The organism is Natronorubrum amylolyticum (assembly GCF_052040145.1).
Taxonomy (GTDB): domain Archaea; phylum Halobacteriota; class Halobacteria; order Halobacteriales; family Natrialbaceae; genus Natronorubrum.
This window is the reverse complement of the sequence record NZ_JBPPFW010000002.1, coordinates 14,444-30,679: the sequence shown is the minus strand read 5'-3', so window position 1 is coordinate 30,679 and position 16,236 is coordinate 14,444. Positions and strand designations below refer to the sequence as shown.

Below are 16,236 nucleotides of genomic sequence, written 5' to 3'. Positions count from 1 at the left end.
CCGGTTCCGTCAATCGGCGTCGTGTTTCTCGCACACGACGGTGTACGTGGTCCCGTGCATGTAGGTGTCGACGATCTCACTCCGCTCGAAGACGGCGTCGAGCGCTGCCGCGACGTCACCGTCGGGGTTCCAGTTCGCGTACCAGCGCAAGAACCGCCGGAGGAGCGGGTTCAGGACTCGAGCGGGGCCATCGGGGATCGGTCTGATATCGACGACGACGAACGTCCCGTCGGGGACCAACGATCGGTGGATGGTCTCGACCGTTCGCGGAATGTCCGGCATGACGGCGAGCGAGAGCGTCGCGAGCGCCGCGTCGAACGGCTCCTCGAACTCGGCCGTCGTCGCGTCGGCGCGACGAACGTCGACGTTCTCCCAGCCGTGGGCGTCGATCCGCTCGCGCGCCTTTTCGATCATCGCCGGGCTGTAGTCGACGGCGACGAGTTCGCCGGAGTCGCCGATGTCGTCGCGGAGCCGCTCGAAGTTGACGCCTGGCCCGCAGCCGATCTCCAGGACGCGGTCGCCCGGCCGAAGGTCCAGCCGATCGATCGCAGCCTCGCGCATCGGTTCGAAGTCCCGTTCGCTCATTCTATACCAGTCGCTCCAGCGATCCCAGACGGTTCGACTGCGCTCGAGGTGGGCCGCGTACGCTTCGTCGGCTGAACCTGAGCTGTCGGTCGCTGGGTCTCGTTCCCGGGAGTCCGTGGCCATAGTAGCAGTTGCGTCGGTAGATGCGAGTAACTGTACACGAAACCTATCGTGTATTTATACGATGTACTCTCGGCGAGCCGAGTCGACCGTCGTCAGGACTCCGCTCTTCTACACCTCGATTCCTGTTCGACTCGCGAGTATTCGACGGATCGGTCTGTTTTTTATCGGCCGAATCCAGTGATCGATCGTGACCGATTACGACACCGTCTCCGCCGACGTCGAGCACGAAGACGAGATACCGGAGGACCATCCCAGATATCAGGACCTGCTAACGCGCCACCGGATCGAGAAGGGTGTCGAGAAGGGGATCACGCACCTACAGGGGATGCACGCTGAAGGCCGCGGGAGCGCGTTCGACTACCTGCTGGGCGAGGAGACGATTCCCAGCGCGGACGCAGCCGAGCGGGCGGCCGCGGCTCACCTCCTGTTGGCCGACCATCCCGTGCTCTCGATCAACGGCAACGTCGCCGCGCTGGTTCCCGGCGAGATGGCCGATCTGGCCGACGCGACGGGTGCCGACCTCGAGGTTAACCTCTTCAACCGCACGCCCGAACGGATCGGCGCGATCGCGGCCCACCTGCGCGAGCACGGCGCCGAGGACGTCAAGGGCCTCGAGGCCGACGCGCGGATCCCGAACCTCGACCACCAGCGCGCGAAGGTCGACGAGGACGGGATCTACGCCGCCGACGTCGTGCTCGTCCCGCTCGAGGACGGCGACCGCGCCGAGGCGTTGAACGAGATGGGGAAGACCGAGATCGTGATCGACCTGAACCCCCTCTCGCGGTCGCCGCGGGTCGCCGAGGTGCCGGTCGTGGACAACATCATCCGCGCCGTGCCGAACATGACCGCCCACGCGCGCGAACTGGCCGACGCCGACGAGGCGGAACTGCAGCGGGTTGTCGACGAGTTCGATCGGGAAGCGGCGCTCGAGGATGCGGAAGACCGGATTCGAAGCGGACTGTAACGTCAGTGGGGGCTGGGAAACCGTGGCTCCCGTCACCTGTTACGGTGAGTCGACCTGTCGATACCGTCTGATCAGGTAGATCATTACAGCGAGCCAGAGCGCGCCCGCGAAGCCGTAGATCGCATCGCCGGCCGGGTTTGCCGAGTTGAACTGCAGCGCCGCCACGACGTACGTGAGCGCGGCGAGTGCCGCCGGACCGCCGACGTACGTGAGCCAACTCGGTCGCCACGACGCGCCGGTTTTCGCGACGGCTCGCATATCCCGAACGAGTACGCCCGGCGTGAGCACCGACGTGAGAAGAAGTGTAAGTACGAGGCCGAACCCGGCGAAGAACATCGCGTCGCTTTCTGCCCCCGGCTCGAGAACCAACCAGCCGAGATACGCCCCCGCAGCCGGCGCGACGAGGGCGTGGGGAACGAGCAGTTTCCACCAGCCGACGTCACTGCCGACCCTCGAGGCGAGCCAGCCGACGAAATCAGGCGCGAGCGGGTACGACCACGCGCTCCCGAAGATCGCCTTCCCCATCGCTGCCAGTCCGAAGACGAAGTTTATCAGAAAGACGAACGTGGATCCGAAGAGTCCTATCGCGGCGACGAGCAAAAACGCCATCCCGAGGTACTGGAGGGGCGAACTCTCGGAAGCCACCGAATCGATGGCGAACCCGGCTGCGAGAAGGCCGAAGAGCGTGGCGAAGACGCCGGTCACGATCACCTGCCAGTTGAACGCGTTTCGGGCGTTCTCCCGCGTGAACTCGTGCTCGGCGACCAGATAGACGAGCGCCGGGAGGACGAACCCGGTTCCGAGCCCGAGAACGTGGACGAAGATGCCCGCGAGCGTCCGCTCCTCGAGGAGCGTCGGTCCTGGTTGCGTCGTCGATGTCGATGCCGTCGTCGTGTGATCGTGTTCGTTAGACATGTGTGCGTCGTGTTCTGTCGTCAGTGAGTGGCGTCAGCACGGGTGCGTTCAGTTCGAGTCTGTTCGCCCGGAGCGGACGCCTCCGGCGAGCACACCGCCGGTCCGAAGCTTGCGGGCGATCCGCTCGAGGATCAAGAGGACGAAACAGACGACGAAGAGATTCCCCGCCACTTCCCAGTACGCGTTCGAACTCTGGACGATCGGATCGCTCGCGAGCAGCGGGACGACGATCCCGACCGCAAAGAGGACCAGGCTCAGCTGGAAGCCAGCGAGGACCAGTGTCCTGATCCCGGCCGGATTCCGGAGGCGGACGAAATCGCTGACCGAGAGGGTATCCAGCGGCGTCTCGTAGGTGAGAGCGGCTTTCCCTTCGGGACTCAGCGGCCACTGCGATTCCGGGTGGTTGATGTAGTACAGCGTGATCGATTCCGGGTACGTCTCCGCGGCGATGACGTCGATCTCGAGGAGTTCGTTCAACCGGAGCCGGACGGTCTCCTTGCTCACGTCCGGGCGCACCCGGGCGCGGATCTGTTCGGCCGAAAAGTACGGTCGGTCAGCTGCGAGCATCGTGTCGACGACGTGTCGCTGGGTGAGCTTCTTATTCAGGTCATCGTCGATCCGAGCGTCGATCCAGGGCGGGAGGGAAGCCATCTGTCTCTGTGCTACCAAATTCCGCGTGGGGAATATAAACCCACATTCGGATTTGGCGGCCGCCAAACGGGAATACACAGTTCACTGCGGCCTCCCGGCGGTCGATACAGTACTCACGTAGCCCCTTCCGCTCAACGGTCGGCGGCCCGCGGCGATACGCCGTCCCGTTCACCGTCCCGATCGATATCGAGCGAGCCATCGCCGGTGACGTACGGCAGTCGAGATCTGGCGCTTGCGACGGCTTCTTCGACCTGATAGTACGAGATCGAGAGATACTCGCTCGCCTGGCGCGTGAACGAGTCGTCGACCTCGTAGTCGATGCCGTCGGAGCCGTTGAGACACTCCTCGTCATAGTTGATCAGCCAGCGGCGAGCCAGTTCGACGCCCTTCTCGGCGTCGTAGCCGCGGGCGACGTAGTGTTTGTAGGGGTGGCGAATCCACGAGCACTCCCAGTGGGCGTAGACGTCGACCTTCTCGGCGTTCTCGACCTCGTGGAGGACGATGTGCAGTTGCATGTCGGCCAGCGGCGACGCTCGCCAGACCCACGAGCCCTCGGAGGTGTTTCCGTCGGTGCGGACCTTCAGCGAGGCGATCGGGTTGCGCGAGAAGCCGAGTTCGGAAAGAATCTCCTCGAGGCGGTCCTCCGAACAGTGGGTCGTCAGCGCGTACTCGTCGGCCGTGGTGTGGCTGACGGCGTAGCCGTCGAAGCTTCCGGATATCAGATAGTGGATCTGCGGCCACGTACTTCGGCGGATGGCGTTGACGAAGTCCTCTCTATAGCCCATCGGAGAAGGTACGAGGCTCGTCCAAAAGGGTGTTCGGCAGGCATATGCGAAATCCCCGAACGGGGGAGGGACGGCCATGCTACCGCCGGTAGTACTGTTACACGGCTCGCTGCATTCGCTTACGGTACTGATGACTGAGTGGATCGATCCGCCGGACGACGATGTCGTCGCCCGTCTGGAGCTCAATACGACACAGGAAGCACCGGAGATTCGGCTCGTCGAGATCGTCGCCGACCTCGAGAGCGTCCCCGAGACCGAACTCGACCCGATATACAACTGCATCGACGACGTGGTCGACTCGCTTCTCTCGTCACCGCCGTCTTCGACCGCGAACGCGGAGCTCGAGTTCACTTACGAGGGGTACCGAATTCACGTCAAACAGGGCGGGACCGCCGTCTTTCGGGATGCGACCATCTGACGGCTCCGACTGAAATCGAATCTTCAGGATCCGAGGACCGCCCGGACGATTCATCGGGTATAAATTCCTCCTCCCGCTTCAGTCCACACATGGATACCTACGACCTGATTATGCGAAACGCCGAGGAGGTCGTCACCGACGAGGAGGTGCGCGAACTCGCCGACGACCCCGCCGGCAAGCGCGCCTACGTCGGCTACGAGCCCTCCGGCGTGCTCCATCTCGGACATCTGCTGACGGCGAACAAACTCATCGACCTCCAGGAGGCCGGAATGGAGGTCGTCGTCCTGCTCGCGGACGTCCACGCCTACCTCAACGGGAAAGGTAGCTTCGAGGAGATCCGCGACACCGCCGAACAGATGAAAGCCCAGTTTGTGGCCTACGGGCTCGACGAGGACAACACCGAGTTCGTCTACGGTTCCGAGTTCCAACTCGACGAGGAGTACACCCTCGATCTGCACGAACTCGAGCTTTCGACGACGCTCAACCGCGCCCAGCGCGCGATGGCCGAAATTCAGGGCGGCGAGACCGCGAAGGTCAGCCACGTCGTCTACCCGCTGATGCAGTGTCTGGACATCGAGTACCTCGATCTCGACCTCGCCGTCGGCGGGCTCGACCAGCGCAAGGTCCACATGCTCGCCCGCGAGGAACTGCCCGAACTCGGCTACGACGTTCGTCCCGCGCTCCACACGCCCATCGTCGCCGACCTCACCAGCGGCGAGGGGAAGATGTCCTCGAGCGAGGGGGTCACCATCTCGATGGAGGACTCGACGGAGGAGTTAGCGGAGAAGGTCAACTCGGCCTTTTGCCCGCCGACGCGCGATCCCGAGGGCGACCTCGAGAACCCCGTCCTCGAACTCTTCGAGTACCACGTCTTCCCGCGCTTCGAGGAAGTGGTGGTCGAACGTCCCGAGAAGTACGGCGGCAACCTGACCTACGAATCCTACGAGGATCTGGCCGTGGACCTCGAGTCGGGCGAACTTCACCCCGCCGACGCGAAGGGGACGCTCGCGACCTACCTCGACGAACTGATCGCGCCGGGGCGGGAGAAGCTGCTCGAGATTCGGGACTGATCGGTCGGCCTGCTGACCGATCGACCGGCTGTCCCACGTTTTGTTGCACCATCGGCGTGTCAGAATTTCGGCGATGCGTTGACGCTCGTTCGACGTAATGGTAGGGTATGTCGTTTCATCTCACACCGGAGCAGGAGGCCATCCGCGACGCGGTTCGGGAGTTCGGATCCGAGGAGATCCGGCCCGTTGCGGCGGCGTACGAAGCCGACCAGCAGTATCCCGCGGATCTGCTGTCGGACGCGGCCGACCTCGACCTCGTCGCGCCTCACGTCCCTGAGTCGTACGGCGGGGCCGGGATGGACGCGATTTCGACGGCCATCGTCACCGAGCAGCTGTGGCGCGCCGATCCCGGCGTCGGCGGCTCGATCGCCGCGGCCGACTTCGGGACCGGGATGCTCCTCGAGTACGGCGACGAGTGGATGTGCGAGGAGTGGCTACCCCAAATTACGGCCGGAGAGACGCCCATTGCGACCGGAATTTCGGAACCCGCACACGGCTCGAACGTCGCCGGGATGGAGACTCGAGCCGAAAAGGATGGGGACGAGTGGGTGATCGACGGCCAGAAGATGTGGATCACGAACGGCACCGTGGCGGACGTGACGATCATCATGGCCAAAACCTCGCCGGAGCAGGGCCACGGCGGGATTACCGCGTTTCTCACCCCGACCGACGTCGACGGCTACGACGCGACGCGGATCGACAACAAGCTGGGGATCAAAGCCCAAGACACCGCCGAGATCGTGCTGGACGATCTTCGCGTTCCGGGGGAAAACGTCGTCGGTGAGGTCGATAGGGGGTTCTACCAGCTGATGGAGTTCTTCGCGCCCGCTCGAGTCGACGTCGCCGCGCAGGCGACCGGGGTGGCACAGGCGGCGCTCGAGGAGGCGATCTCGTACGCCAACGAACGCGAGCAGTTCGATCGGAAGATTTCGGAGTTCCAGGCCATTCAGCACAAACTCGCCGAGATGGCGACGAGCGTGGAGGCCGGCCGATCGTTGGCGTATCGGGCAGCGTCGAGCCTCGAGTCGGGCGACACCGACCGGGCGACGAAACTCGCCTCCATGGCGAAGCTGTTCGCGAGCGAGCGCGCCGTCGAGGTCACCGACGACGCGCTGCAGGTTCACGGCGGTGCGGGCTACGTCACGGATCATCCGGTCGAGCGGTTCTACCGGGACGCCCGGGTTACGAAGATCTACGATGGCACGAGCGAGATTCAGAAGGGAATTATCGCCGATCAGTTGCTTTGAGATCGGTTTCTACCTGTTCTGTGAACGAGGAGCGCCAGCCCAACGTCGTGCCTTGACGGGCACAGCTGAAACCGATCCCACTCTCGTGCTCACATCGCTCGAGACGATTCTCGGTATCAGTCAACATGAACCTACGATTTATAATACATTTCAGCGAATAGTTTCTAATGTCCGAATGCAGCGTTTGCGGGGAGGGGACGAATATGCCGTACACCTGCAACTACTGCGGTCGAACTCATTGTAAGAAACACAAGCTACCCGAAAAACACGAGTGTCCAAACGTCGCCGAGGCGAATTCGCTCGGACCGGAATTGCGTCGAGAATACCAACAGATCCCGGGTGACTCTCCACGTAATCGTGTGAAAACAATCGTTGTGGTAGCTCTCGTGATTCTGCTCGCCATAGGGACGGCTCTGTTTTTGCTTTAGAATCGGTTGTGGCTCAAATCCGGCTAAATCGATATGGAGCGTCTCCGGTTCTCGAACGATCACCGTGTTGGTGATCAGTTCTACTCTTCTATCGACGAACGATGCCTCGAGTACGTCGCACACGCTGGCAGCGATGATTTCCACGTCCTCCCCAGCCGATTCGTTCGCTCGCTTTGCTCGCTCACTCATCCCTCGCGCAAATTGTCACCCGCCCTCGCTATCGCTCGGTCGGCCGACGGCGCGCGCCACCGCACGTGGTTCGATTGGCTTCGGATCCCGCCGATTCAAGTACGAGCGCGCCCCTCTCGAGTGTATGACCACGAACGAGACGCGACGGTCGATTCTCGAGGCGCTCGCGGAGGGGCCGGTGTCGGGGCCGCAACTGGCCGAGTCGCTCGACGTCTCGCGGGCCGCGGTCTGGAAACAGATCGACGCGCTCCGGGACGCCGGCTTCGAGATCGAGAGCGGGCCGACGGGCTACGAACTGGCCGCGGTGACGGCGTACAACGGTCCCGCGGTCGAGTACGAACTCGAGGCCCCGTTCTCGATCGAGTACCACGACTCGATCGGGAGCACGAACGATCGCGCACGCGAGTTAGCGTCGGAGGGGGCGACCGACGTAGTCGTGCTCGCGGACGAACAGGTCGGCGGACGGGGCCGCTTAGAGCGCGAGTGGTCGGCTCCCTCGGGGGGCGTCTGGCTGAGTCTCGTCACGCGGCCCGACATCGCCCCCGCGCAGGCCCCGCTGTACACGCTTGCCGCGTCGGTCGCGACGGCGCGGGCGGCCCGCGAAGCCGGCGTCGACGCGCGGATCAAATGGCCTAACGACGTGGTCGTCCCGATCGGCGACGAGGGCGACTACCGAAAGCTGGCGGGCATTCTCACGGAGATGGAGGGCCAGATGGACCGGGTGGACTGGATTGCCGTCGGGATCGGCGTCAACGCGAACATCGACGCCGAGACGCTACCCGAAGGGGCGACGAGCGTCCGCGAGGAGGCTGGCGACGTCGATCGCCGACGGTTCGTCCAGCGGCTGCTCGAGGAGTTCGATCGCTACCGGACCGATCTCGAGGCCGTCGTCCCGGCCTGGCGCGAACTGGCGCTGACGCTTGGCCAACGAGTGCGAGTCGAACGGGCAACGGGCGAGATCGTCGGGGAAGCCGTCGACGTCACCGAATCGGGCGCGCTCGTGATCGAGACCGGGGACGGACGGGAGACGGTCGCGGCTGGCGACTGCGAACACTTGCGGCCGGTCTGATCAGTTTCCGCCAAAACTGAGAGTCGGTCGGTCACTCGGCGGCGAGCCGTTTTTCGTTCGTCCGCTCCTCCGGTTCCGCCGTATTGACCCGGACGGTCAACACCGGAACCGGCGCGTGACGGACGACGCGTTCCGTGACGCTGCCGAGTAAGAGTCGATCGATGCCGCCGCGGCCGTGGGTTCCCATGACGACGAGGTCGCACTCGTCGGGCTGGGCGTGCTCGACGATGACGCGACTCGGCGACCCCTCGAGCACCCTCGTTTCGACCTCGACGTCGGCCGGCGCGAGTTCCTCGACCCGCTTGACGGCTGCCTCGCCCTCCTCGCGAAGCGCGCTGGTAATGCCGTCTAGAGGCGTTTCCATCGGCAGGCCGCCGTAGCCGGCCACGCTGACGACGTAGATCGCCTGAACCGTCGCGTCGTGGGCCTGCGCCAGATCGAACGCGTACTCGAGGGCGCGTTCGACCTCCGGCGACCCGTCGGTCGGGACGAGGATACAGTCGTACATGCTATATGTGAACGTTTAGCACCCAATGGTATAATAACGTTGTTGTCGTGTTCTGGAACTGTCACTCGTGCGAGGGAGACCGTCGACCGTATCACGGGCTGACGCGTTTACCCCTCGAAAACGACCTCGCGCACGTCGTCGACGCCGGCTCGACGAACCACGGCCCGGACCGGATCGCGGGCACCCGAGAGGTTATCCGAGTCGCCGTCGAGAACTAACAGCCGTGCTTTCCGACCGGGCTCGACCAGTCCGTACTCGAGTCCGGCGATCTCCGCGCCGTTGATCGTCGCCATCCGAAGAATTTCGTCGGCCGAGAGCTCGGAGAGTTTGGCGAGAAACTCCATCTCCCGGAACATCGACGGCGAGTTGAGCATCACGTTGTCCGTGCCGAGCGCGAGCGTCGTCCGCTCGTTCAGTTCCGAATACGGCGAGAGCCCGACGTTCGTCACGAGGTTCGAACGGGGACAGACCGCGATCGGCACCTCCTGATCCGCGATTCGCTCGAGGTGATCCGACTCGGGGTGGACGACGTGGACCAGAAAGTCGGGCTCGAGATCCAGCGCGGGGTGGATATCGCTCGCGTCCACCTCGCCCGCGTGGATTCCGAAGGGTTTGCCAGCCTCCCGCGTTGCCGCCCGTTCCTCGCCGAATTCGGCGTCGTTGGCTCCGCTGGCGCCGTAGCCGTCGCCCGCGTGCATCGCGTCGATCGAGCCTCGTCCGAAGGTGACGGTGTCGATCTCGAGGCCCTCCACTGCGGCCTCGAGCTGTCGGACGCCCTCGACGTCGCCCTCGCGGAACTCGAGACAGGCCGCGGTGCCGGCTCGCTGCATGAACCGGAGGGATCGACGCATGGCGTCGACGAGTTCGTCGCTCGATGCCTGCCGAAGTAAGCGGTGTTTCAGCCCGTCCGGCGGGGCGACGAGTTCCTCGAGCGAGAGTCCGCGGCCCGCTTCCTTGGCGATCGAGTCGCCGATGTGCGTGTGGGCGTTGACGAACGCCGGGCAGATGATATTCGATCCGTCGACTGAGGCTTCCTCGACCGCCTCGATCCGACCGTCGTCGCCGATCACGACTCGCCCCTCCACCGGCTCAAAGTCGCGGCCCCGGAGGATCGTCCCCGTTCGTTCCATACCACTGTGTTCGCCCTACGTGCCTTCAACGGTTCGGGGTCGAACGATCGACCGGTCAGCGACGGCTGGCTGACCACCACACCCCTCACGTACCGGACAGAGACGGCAACACAGGCATATCTCTCGAGCACATCCGTGCTAGCATGAACCAGATCGAGGTGTTCGAAGAGATCGACGCCCCGCCGGAGGTCGTCTGGGACGTCCTCCTCGAGTTCGAGAGCTACCCCGAGTGGAACCCGTTCGTTCGCGCGATTGAAGGCGAACCAGCCGAAGGCGAACGGCTCCGGGTGCGGATCGATCCGCCGAACTCCCGCGGGATGACGTTCAAGCCGGAGGTCGTCGCCGTCGAGGAGAACCGCCGACTCGTCTGGCTCGGCCGACTGGTGGTTCCGTTCGCTTTCGACGGCTACCACGAGTTCCACTTGGAGCCGATCGATACTGGTGAGCGATTCGACGGATCGCGATCCACGTCGGAGTCGACCTCCGACGGTGGTGAGTCGAGCGGAGCGAGGCGAACGCGGCTGCTCCACCGCGAGACGTTCCGCGGCGCGCTCGTCCCGGTATTGCTCGATCAGGAGTCCCTCGAGGCCGGCTTCGCGGCGATGAACGCCGCGGTCAAGAAGCGCGCCGAAGCGCGGGTCGAAGCGACGGAGTGAGGCTTACACCAGGTCCGGAATCGCGTCGAGTCCCGCGATCTCGTACGTCGGTGCTCGCTCGAGGTCGTACCCCTCGCGGTGCGATCGTCGGATGAACGCCACGTCGATGCCCGCGGCTTCGGCCGCCTGAATATCCACCCAGCTGTCACCCACGTACAGCGCGTTCTCGGTACCGAGTTCCTCGAGCGCGAGCTCGAGGTAGTACGGCGTCGGCTTCTTGCGATCGATCCCCTGGACGGTCGGCTCGCGGCCGTACCACTCGTCGAACCAGTTGAGGTCGTAGTGGTCGACGATGTTGCCGATCGTCTCGTGTTGGTTGTTGCTGACGATGGCGGTGGCCGCCTCGAGATCCGTGAGCGCGTCGATATCGTCGTAGAGATGCTTTCGGCCGGCCTCGATCTCCTCGAGTTGGGCTTCGATCGCCGCGTACTCGCGGGCCGTCCAGAGCTCGTGGGGGTCGATGTCGTGTGCGTCCGCGATATCGTGCAGCGAGTCGACGCTCGGCCCCATCAGGGTGCGAACGTGGTCGTCGGATGGGGTGGTCACCCCGACGTCCCCGAATGCGTCGACCATCGCGTCGACCAGTACCGCTCGATCCGTCGGTGTCGTCAGTACGCCGTCGTTGTCGAAGACGACCGCGTCGTATTCCGTGGCCATCGATTTCGTCTGTACGTAGGAACCGGGAGGATTTCGGCGTTGCGCTCGCCACCCGTCCTTCGTGAGCGTTCCGTCGAGGCGGGGAACTCGCTCACCGATCACGGTGCATATGCAACCTCGCCGCTCACTTGCCGCGGTTCGCTACTACCGTCACTATGAGTATTCTCGAGCGACTCAGCGAAACGCTGCCGATCGGTACTGAAGGCGTCGACTATCAGTGTCCGTCGTGTGGACACGTCTTCGACGCGGCGGGCGAGCGGTGCCCGGAGTGCGGCGAACTCGACGTTCGCGAACGGAGTAGTCCGGAGTTCAGAACGCAGTAGCGATCGTCGCTCGAATCGTCGTTCGGGAGCGACACTGCTTTTGCGAGCGTCGTCGGCGTCCGGTCCGCAGGTTCAAGTACTGAGGGGCGGCCAGCACCGGCGATGGACTCCCCGATTACGGCCTCCCACTCGAGGAACGCACACGCCCAGCCACGCCGCTCGCTCCGGGTGAACGATGGGCCATAGAGCGCTCGTCGCCTATCGGCGACCCGACAGGCGGTACGACGTCCGCTACAGCCACTGGGGCGGCGACGGCGTCTCCTTCGGCGAACGGATCACCGCCGAAACGCCGCTCGCCGACGGCGCGGTCAACCCAGATCTGCTCGCGAACGCAATCGACCGCGAACGGGTTCTTACAGCCCATCTCGACCCCTGTATTTACGAGGTGCTGTACCTCGTTTCCCCGGGGGCTGACTACCGAGTCTCGGCCTATCGCGTCTGCTGGCTCGAGTGGGGCGACGGCCGCGAAGACGGCCGCGGCGCGATCGTCGCCGTCGCGGACGACGCCGCCGACCGGCGGGTCCGAACGTGGTTTCGCGCGACCAAAACGGCGCTCGCCGACATGATCGAGATGGGGGCGCTCTCGCGTCGCGCGGCCCAGGCCTATCTCGAGGCGCGCGTCTGCGAGGACGAGGACGGCACGGTCTACACGTACGGGGCTTCGGAGGGAGACGAGCCGTCGTACACGCCGACGCCGGACCGCTGGCTCGCGGACGAGCGGATTCGAGACGACCGAGGTAACCGAGAGCACCGCGAAAACGACGACGAGGCGGGCGACCACCCCTGATCAGTCGATCTCGCTCCAGCGGGCGTCGGCCAGCGTCCGCTGGACGACGTCGTTACCGACGGCCTCCGCCAGCGTCTCGAAGCCGGCTCGCTCGCCTCGACTGTCCGCGTTGGCGACGAGCCGCGAGACGATAAACTCCGGCGTCGACCGGCCGACGGTGTCGAACCGCGGCTGGTAGTCGACCAGCAACTCGAGGTCCGGGTTCAGCCCCTCCGCGAAGATACCGTCCACGCGGGCTTCCGGCGGGAGTGGTTCCAGATCGTCCGCGAGGTGGGTAACGAACACGCCGAGAGCGTCGCGTTCGACGGAGAGGGTGACAAGCCCGTGAAGCAGGTCCGCTGCGCTGCCCGGTTCGGTGATCGCCTCGAACTCGTCGACCAGCATCAGCGTGCGCCCGCCAGACGACAGCGGCGGCACGATCGAGCGCAGTGTCGACTCGAGGACGCCGGCGTTGAAACTCGCGTGCCGCCGGTGGAAGACCAGCGAGTCGACGGGCGTCACCTCGGCCCGGTCGGCGGGGACGGGTAGCCCCATCGTCGCTAGCAACACGACCTGACAGAGCGTCTCGAGCAGGGTCGTCTTCCCGCCGCTGTTCGCCCCGGTAAGGACGGAGACGCGCTGCTGGCCGGGAACCGCGTTCACGCTCGCCGGTACCTCAGTCACGCCGTGCTCGCCGAGGGCGTAGGTGACGGGTTGGACACCCTCCTCGTCGGCCACGGCGAGCGTGAGGTTGCGCGCGTTGACGACGGAGACGGCTGCGTCCTGCCCGTGGACAAAGGACGGTCGCGTACAGTCGTACGCCAGCGCGAACCGCGCCAGCGAGAGGTGGAGCGCGATATCGTCGACTGCCGAGACGGCTTGGTCGGTCGCGTCGCGGGTCTCCTCGAGCGTCTCCTCCAGATCGCTCGCGACCGTCTCCTCGCGCTCGTCGATCGCCGCGGTGAGATCGGTTCGAAGGGTTCGGAGCGTGGCTCCGACGAAGTCAGTCGCGTCCGTCGCGTCGGTCGGCATCGCTTCGCGAACCTGATCGATCGTCACCTCGGTCTCGGACAAGAGGTGATCTTCAAAGGACTCGCGGAACTGGCTGACATCTCGGACGCCGTCGGCGCGCAGTTCGTCGATCAACTCGAGGGCGTTCGCGTCCATATCCTCGACCGTGCCGAGCGCCCCGCGCAGTCGATCGAGTTCGTCGTCGGCACCCACCCGCACCCGTCCGCGATCCCCGTCGAGCGCCGCGAGAGCGTCGGCCGCCCTTGCAAGTCGATCGGGCTCGAGGTCGGCGATCGTTTCGAACGGGCCGGAGTCGACGCCGGCCTCGAGCAGGGCCAGCGCGGCCTCGACGGCCGCGTGTTCGCTCTCGTCGCGCTCGTCGTAGTTGGCGTAGGCCTCGAGGACGGTCTCCCGATCGCTTTCCGACAGGGCGGCCCAGGCGTCGCGGGCCGCGAGGACGTCGTCCAGTCGATCCTCCATCGCGTCGCGGGACGAAAGCGGCGTCAACACGCGGATTCGGTCGGCCGCGCGCCGGGTGACCGCGTGGTCGACCGCCAGATCGAGCAGTTCCTTGTACGCCGAGCGCGCGTCGCTCGTCGCCAGCACCTCCATCCCGTCGCCGCCCGTCGCACGTCGCAGGATCCGCGTCGCTCGGCCGCGGGCCAGTCCGGCGTCCGAGAGCGCCCGCACGTCGCCGCTCTCGATCGCCCGAATCGCGCGTTCGTTCCCTAACTCCTCGACTAACGTCGCCCGCGTCTTCGGCCCGACGCCCCAGTACTCCTCGAGTCGCATGTGTTCTGGACTCGAGCCAACCGTCTTGAACACTGTGTCATCGCCTCGCGAGGAGTCGTCGGTCATCGCCGTCTTGGCTCGACCGTCGACCGCTGGTTCGGGCGGATGATTCGTGTTCGTCCACCCGGTGTGTTCACGTTCATGCTGACTATTCCCGACGAGCGACGGTTCGCCGGGCGAGTCAGCCCGCTCGGCCGAGCCAGTCGGCCCACGTCGGGCTACGGACGCTCTCGGTCGCCCTTCAGAAAAAGTATGCACGATACTGTATATTAGGATACATCGACCGCCGCGGGTGGGGCACAAACACGGGGATTTTTATCTACTCGGGCGCCTACTCACTTCCATGACTGATGGGCGGGGCGAGACTCCCCGGCGAACAGGAATGACCGAGAAGTGTGGCGTCGTCGGCGTCTCACTGAGCGGTCGAGACGCGGCACGACCGTTGTACTACGCGCTCTACGCACTCCAGCATCGCGGCCAGGAGTCCGCGGGGATCGTTACGCACGACGGCTTTCAACAGCACAGCCACGTCGAGATGGGACTCGTGGGCGACGTCTTCGACGAGGACGACCTCGACGTGCTCAACGGCGCAGCAGGGATCGGTCACGTTCGGTACCCCACCGCGGGATCCGTCGACTCCTGCTGTGCCCAGCCCTTTTCCGTCTCGTTCAAAAGCGGCTCGCTCGGCCTGAGCCACAACGGAAACCTCGTCAACGCCGACGAGATCCGGGACGAACTCGCCGCCACGGGCCACGCCTTCACCAGCGACGGCGACACCGAGGTCATCGCCCACGACCTCGCGCGCAACCTGCTCGAGGAGGACCTCGTGCGCGCCGTCAAACACACGATGCAGCGCATCCACGGCTCCTACTCGCTGACGATCAGCCACGACGATACGATTCTCGGCGTGCGCGACCCGCAGGGCAATCGGCCGCTCTGCATCGGGGAGCTCGAGGACGGCTACATCCTTGCCTCCGAATCGGCGGCGATCGACACGCTCGACGGCGAACTCGTCCGGGACGTTCGCCCGGGCGAACTCGTCGTCCTGCAGAAAGACGGCCAGGGATTCGACTCCTACCAGCTGATCGAGAAGGAGAACACGGCTCACTGCTTCTTCGAACACGTCTACTTCGCGCGGCCCGACAGCGTCATCGACGAGACGCTGGTCTACGAGGCGCGTCGAAACCTCGGCCGCAAACTCTGGGAGGAAAGCGGCGTCGAGAGCGACGTCGTGATGCCGGTACCCGACTCCGGGCGCGCGTTCGCGGCCGGGTACGCCGACGCGGCGACCGAAACCACCGCCGACGGCGAGCCCCGCGACGAGGACGACGACGGCGTCGAGTTCGCCGAGGGACTGATGAAGAACCGCTACGTCGGCCGGACGTTCATCATGCCGACCCAGGACGAGCGCGAGCGGGCGGTGCGGCTCAAACTCAACCCGATCAAATCGACCATCGAGGGCAAAACCGTCACGGTCATCGACGACAGTATCGTCCGCGGGACCACATCGACGCAGCTTGTCCAATTGCTCAAGGACTGCGGGGCCGAGAAGGTCCACGTCCGAATCGGTGCGCCGGAGATCGTCGCGCCGTGTTACATGGGGATCAACATGGCCACCCGCGAGGAACTGATCGCCTCGGACAAGACGACCGAGGAGATCCGCGACACGATCAACGCCGACAGCCTCGCGTACCTCTCGACCGACGCGGTCGCGGAGGTGCTCGAGAAGGACCGTCTCGATCTCTGTCTCGGCTGCGTGACGGGGGAGTATCCCTACGATATCGACGGCGAGGAGACCGACCGCGACGTCACCCGGCCGGAGCTCGGCGGGCGGGCGCTGCACGCCGACGACTGAACCATTCGGACCAGGCATAACGATCCGTTTCTATCGCCACGAGACTGCCGGGGGACGACCGGTCGCAGTAGACAGTTGAACGATGACGGGCAGC

The 16,236-nt window shown here is 65.0% G+C and carries 18 protein-coding genes; 10 read left to right on the top strand and 8 right to left on the bottom strand.

All coding sequences use genetic code 11. The annotated features are described in order from the left end of the window. Positions 1-9 precede the first annotated feature (9 nt). Complete coding sequence (locus ACSFDB_RS06480; protein WP_440770209.1) at positions 10-708, bottom strand: class I SAM-dependent methyltransferase; 699 nt, start codon at positions 706-708, stop codon at positions 10-12. Positions 709-895: 187 nt separating this feature from the next. On the opposite strand from ACSFDB_RS06480, the gene ACSFDB_RS06475 reads away from it, so the two are divergent. Next, positions 896-1,672 carry a 4-phosphopantoate--beta-alanine ligase gene (locus tag ACSFDB_RS06475; protein ID WP_440770208.1) on the top strand — a complete coding sequence of 259 codons (777 nt, stop codon included), beginning with the start codon at positions 896-898 and terminating at the stop codon, positions 1,670-1,672. A 39-nt stretch (positions 1,673-1,711) separates the two neighbouring features. Here ACSFDB_RS06475 and ACSFDB_RS06470 read toward each other — a convergent pair whose 3' ends face one another. The 3 genes from ACSFDB_RS06470 to ACSFDB_RS06460 all read right to left on the bottom strand — a co-directional run bounded on the left by ACSFDB_RS06470 (position 1,712) and on the right by ACSFDB_RS06460 (position 4,023). Then, on the bottom strand, positions 1,712-2,587 hold the full coding sequence (locus ACSFDB_RS06470; RefSeq protein WP_440770207.1) for a DUF4870 domain-containing protein: 876 nt from the start codon (positions 2,585-2,587) through the stop codon (positions 1,712-1,714). 48 nt (positions 2,588-2,635) lie between these two features. Continuing rightward, positions 2,636-3,238: a hypothetical protein gene (locus ACSFDB_RS06465; RefSeq protein ID WP_440770206.1), complete on the bottom strand. Its 603-nt coding sequence runs from the start codon at positions 3,236-3,238 to the stop codon at positions 2,636-2,638. Positions 3,239-3,369: 131 nt separating this feature from the next. Continuing rightward, a complete protein-coding gene (locus ACSFDB_RS06460) occupies positions 3,370-4,023 on the bottom strand; it encodes a hypothetical protein (RefSeq protein ID WP_440770205.1) in 654 nt (217 codons plus the stop codon). A 130-nt stretch (positions 4,024-4,153) separates the two neighbouring features. Between ACSFDB_RS06460 and ACSFDB_RS06455 the strand changes: the two genes are divergently transcribed. From ACSFDB_RS06455 to ACSFDB_RS06435, 5 genes are all read left to right on the top strand, one after another. Next, on the top strand, positions 4,154-4,441 hold the full coding sequence (locus tag ACSFDB_RS06455; protein ID WP_440770204.1) for a HalOD1 output domain-containing protein: 288 nt from the start codon (positions 4,154-4,156) through the stop codon (positions 4,439-4,441). An 89-nt stretch (positions 4,442-4,530) separates the two neighbouring features. Beyond that, entirely contained in the window at positions 4,531-5,511 is a 981-nt protein-coding gene (locus ACSFDB_RS06450; protein WP_440770203.1) for a tyrosine--tRNA ligase, read from the top strand. A 107-nt stretch (positions 5,512-5,618) separates the two neighbouring features. Beyond that, on the top strand, positions 5,619-6,758 hold the full coding sequence (locus tag ACSFDB_RS06445; protein WP_440770202.1) for an acyl-CoA dehydrogenase family protein: 1,140 nt from the start codon (positions 5,619-5,621) through the stop codon (positions 6,756-6,758). Between the two features lie 167 nt (positions 6,759-6,925). Further along, positions 6,926-7,186 carry an AN1-type zinc finger domain-containing protein gene (locus ACSFDB_RS06440; protein ID WP_440770201.1) on the top strand — a complete coding sequence of 87 codons (261 nt, stop codon included), beginning with the start codon at positions 6,926-6,928 and terminating at the stop codon, positions 7,184-7,186. A 313-nt stretch (positions 7,187-7,499) separates the two neighbouring features. Further along, complete coding sequence (locus ACSFDB_RS06435) at positions 7,500-8,444, top strand: biotin--[acetyl-CoA-carboxylase] ligase (RefSeq protein ID WP_440770200.1); 945 nt, start codon at positions 7,500-7,502, stop codon at positions 8,442-8,444. 31 nt (positions 8,445-8,475) lie between these two features. Here ACSFDB_RS06435 and ACSFDB_RS06430 read toward each other — a convergent pair whose 3' ends face one another. Both ACSFDB_RS06430 and ACSFDB_RS06425 read right to left on the bottom strand, forming a co-directional pair. After that, positions 8,476-8,952, bottom strand: a complete 477-nt coding sequence (locus ACSFDB_RS06430) for a universal stress protein (protein WP_440770199.1) — start codon at positions 8,950-8,952, stop codon at positions 8,476-8,478. Positions 8,953-9,059: 107 nt separating this feature from the next. Beyond that, on the bottom strand, positions 9,060-10,082 hold the full coding sequence (locus ACSFDB_RS06425; protein ID WP_440770198.1) for an amidohydrolase family protein: 1,023 nt from the start codon (positions 10,080-10,082) through the stop codon (positions 9,060-9,062). A 143-nt stretch (positions 10,083-10,225) separates the two neighbouring features. Between ACSFDB_RS06425 and ACSFDB_RS06420 the strand changes: the two genes are divergently transcribed. After that, positions 10,226-10,738, top strand: a complete 513-nt coding sequence (locus ACSFDB_RS06420; protein ID WP_440770197.1) for an SRPBCC family protein — start codon at positions 10,226-10,228, stop codon at positions 10,736-10,738. A 3-nt stretch (positions 10,739-10,741) separates the two neighbouring features. Here the strand turns inward: ACSFDB_RS06420 and ACSFDB_RS06415 are convergent, their stop codons facing one another. After that, positions 10,742-11,395, bottom strand: a complete 654-nt coding sequence (locus ACSFDB_RS06415; protein ID WP_440770196.1) for an HAD family hydrolase — start codon at positions 11,393-11,395, stop codon at positions 10,742-10,744. A 155-nt stretch (positions 11,396-11,550) separates the two neighbouring features. On the opposite strand from ACSFDB_RS06415, the gene ACSFDB_RS06410 reads away from it, so the two are divergent. Together ACSFDB_RS06410 and ACSFDB_RS06405 are read left to right on the top strand one after the other, a co-directional pair. Next, the gene (locus ACSFDB_RS06410) at positions 11,551-11,718 is read left to right on the top strand and encodes a hypothetical protein (RefSeq protein WP_440770195.1); all 168 of its coding nucleotides are present in this window, start codon (positions 11,551-11,553) and stop codon (positions 11,716-11,718) included. A 175-nt stretch (positions 11,719-11,893) separates the two neighbouring features. Further along, positions 11,894-12,505, top strand: coding sequence for a DUF6735 family protein (locus ACSFDB_RS06405; protein WP_440770194.1), 612 nt, complete (start codon positions 11,894-11,896; stop codon positions 12,503-12,505). Here ACSFDB_RS06405 and ACSFDB_RS06400 read toward each other — a convergent pair whose 3' ends face one another. After that, a complete protein-coding gene (locus ACSFDB_RS06400) occupies positions 12,506-14,287 on the bottom strand; it encodes a MutS-related protein (RefSeq protein WP_440771085.1) in 1,782 nt (593 codons plus the stop codon). It abuts the gene before it with no gap. A gap of 382 nt (positions 14,288-14,669) precedes the next feature. Between ACSFDB_RS06400 and purF the strand changes: the two genes are divergently transcribed. Beyond that, positions 14,670-16,142, top strand: a complete 1,473-nt coding sequence (gene purF, locus ACSFDB_RS06395; RefSeq protein WP_440771084.1) for an amidophosphoribosyltransferase — start codon at positions 14,670-14,672, stop codon at positions 16,140-16,142. The last annotated feature ends 94 nt before the right edge of the window (positions 16,143-16,236 follow it).